Annotated in this window: 3 protein-coding genes; all 3 read right to left on the bottom strand. The window is 31.0% G+C overall.

Annotation, left to right across the window (positions count from 1 at the left end; genetic code table 11):
- Positions 1-231: 231 nt before the first annotated feature.
- Positions 232-687, bottom strand: coding sequence for a YbhB/YbcL family Raf kinase inhibitor-like protein (locus BG20_RS06195; RefSeq protein ID WP_010192335.1), 456 nt, complete (start codon positions 685-687; stop codon positions 232-234).
- A 35-nt stretch (positions 688-722) separates the two neighbouring features.
- The gene (locus BG20_RS06190) at positions 723-1,091 is read right to left on the bottom strand and encodes a PIN domain-containing protein (RefSeq protein WP_010192334.1); all 369 of its coding nucleotides are present in this window, start codon (positions 1,089-1,091) and stop codon (positions 723-725) included.
- Positions 1,084-1,912: translation initiation factor IF-2 subunit gamma (locus BG20_RS06185; protein ID WP_010192333.1), on the bottom strand; the 829-nt coding region annotated here is incomplete at its 5' end. The genes BG20_RS06185 and BG20_RS06190, both read right to left, overlap by 8 nt.

The following is a 1,912-nucleotide window of genomic DNA, read 5'->3' as shown; positions in this document are numbered from 1 at the left end:
CCATAATCAGCTGCTTGGGATCTAATTAAAAATGAAACAGAAAAGGACAGTGAAAGAATTCCTATGATTAAAAGATGATGTAGTTTAAAATCAAATTTTCCTACTGATACCAAAGTTGCGTTTGAAATCAATTAGCTTTTCTCTCTGAACTTTGTTTATTACTCTTTGTATAAAAGACAATTATAATTATTCATGTATTTAAAACCAATATTTAAAATCTATAAAATTTATTTAAGGAGAGTATTTACCGGTTAATTTAGATTCAGCAAGAATATGATTTTTCATTGATTTTTCAACATCTGATTTAGATGCACCTTGGTTGAGATTTAATTTATTATCTAATGCATACAATTTGAAGATGTAGGTGTGTTCTTTATCAGGTGGGGCAGGCCCACCATATCCAATTTCTCCAAAATCAGTTTTACCTTCAACCGAATTAACTGGAATTGAATCTTCTTTAATTTCTGTTGTATCAGGTTTAATATTCCAAATTACCCAATGAACCCAAATTTTTCCTACTGCACCCATTGCATCAGGATCATCCATTATTAGAGCCAATGATTTGGTGTTTTGAGGTATCCCCTTAATTTTCAGAGGTGGATTTATGTTGGAATTTTTATAGCCATATTTTTTAGGAATTTCGCCCCCATTTTTAAAAGCGGAGCTTTCTAAAATTAAATCAGACATACAAATCAGAAATAAAATCTACAAGTTAAATTTTACTATGATTCTAAAATAATTTTATTATTTGAAAAAGACATTATAGAACCACCAAATTCTTTTATTTTCTTTTTTAATTCCTTATCCATCGTTCCAATTATCGCATGATTTTTTTTGACATAATCAACTAGTTCTTTATCTGCAAAATTTCCAGTTATAGGTAAAATTTTAAAATTTTTTATAAAATCTATAGTGGATGTTATATCTTGATTTTTTTTAGGGTTTTTAATTAATTTTGCAAGTTCGTTTTGGACAACTTGGGGAACAATAAATGAGACTTGCCCTATCTCCATATTGAGACTATCTATATTCTTGATTCTTTTAGTAGCTAAATGAATTAGAAAGCTAGTATCACAGATTACTTCAACCAAGTATTCCTGCACCGATTAATCTCCATCGATCAGTAATTCTTCTACTAATAGCTACATTACCTCCTTCAAATATACATGCAGGTCTTCTAAGCTCAACTTCGATGTTGTTTGATTTGATTTTTGTGACTTTACCTAAGATTGGTGCAGTTCCAATGTTTAATCGCAGTAATTCACCTACTTGAATTGGTAGAACTTTGGTATCCTCAGCCGCTCCAACAGCAGAATCAAATAGATTTACATCTAATATTATCTGTGATGAATTTTCTGGAAGTGTTCCAGGTTTTCCTATAACTGAACCTATGAAAGAATCACTACGGGTCATTGCAGGATCTAGTTTTGTACCGATTGCTACTAATCCACCTGGTTTAACAGAATCTACAATTCCAGCAGCTGTACCTAATGAAGTAATTTCAGTTAGTAATGGTTCATATGTTTTCTTTTTTTCATCCATTATTCCAGGTTTTATCTCAATTTCATCTCCAACATTAAAGGTACCTTGTGTTAAGCTTCCTCCAATAACTCCACCTTTGATATTTTTGAGCTTTATTCCAGGTTTGTTAACATCAAAAGATCTCAATACATGCATTATTGGTTCTTTAGATTCATCTCTTTCTGGAGTTTTGATTGTAGATTCAATTGCACCAATTAATGCATCAATGTTTAATCCAGATTGTGCAGATATTGGAATTATTGGTGCCTTTGCAGCATGTGTTCCTTTTACAAATTTAGTAATGTCTTGATGATTAGAAAGAGCTTCTTCATAGGAAATTAAATCTACTTTATTTTGCACTATAACAATTTGTTGTATTCCAAGTGTCTGG

Origin of the sequence: Candidatus Nitrosarchaeum limnium BG20, assembly GCF_000241145.1 — an archaeon.
Taxonomy (GTDB): domain Archaea; phylum Thermoproteota; class Nitrososphaeria; order Nitrososphaerales; family Nitrosopumilaceae; genus Nitrosarchaeum; species Nitrosarchaeum limnae.
Note: the sequence above shows the minus strand (reverse complement) of the source record. Positions and strands in the feature narration are given on the sequence as shown.

What these genes read in the sequence shown, in the direction of transcription:
- BG20_RS06195 (WP_010192335.1), bottom strand. Translation starts at nt 687, where the DNA reads ATGTCTGATTTAATTTTAGAAAGCTCCGCTTTTAAAAATGGGGGCGAA.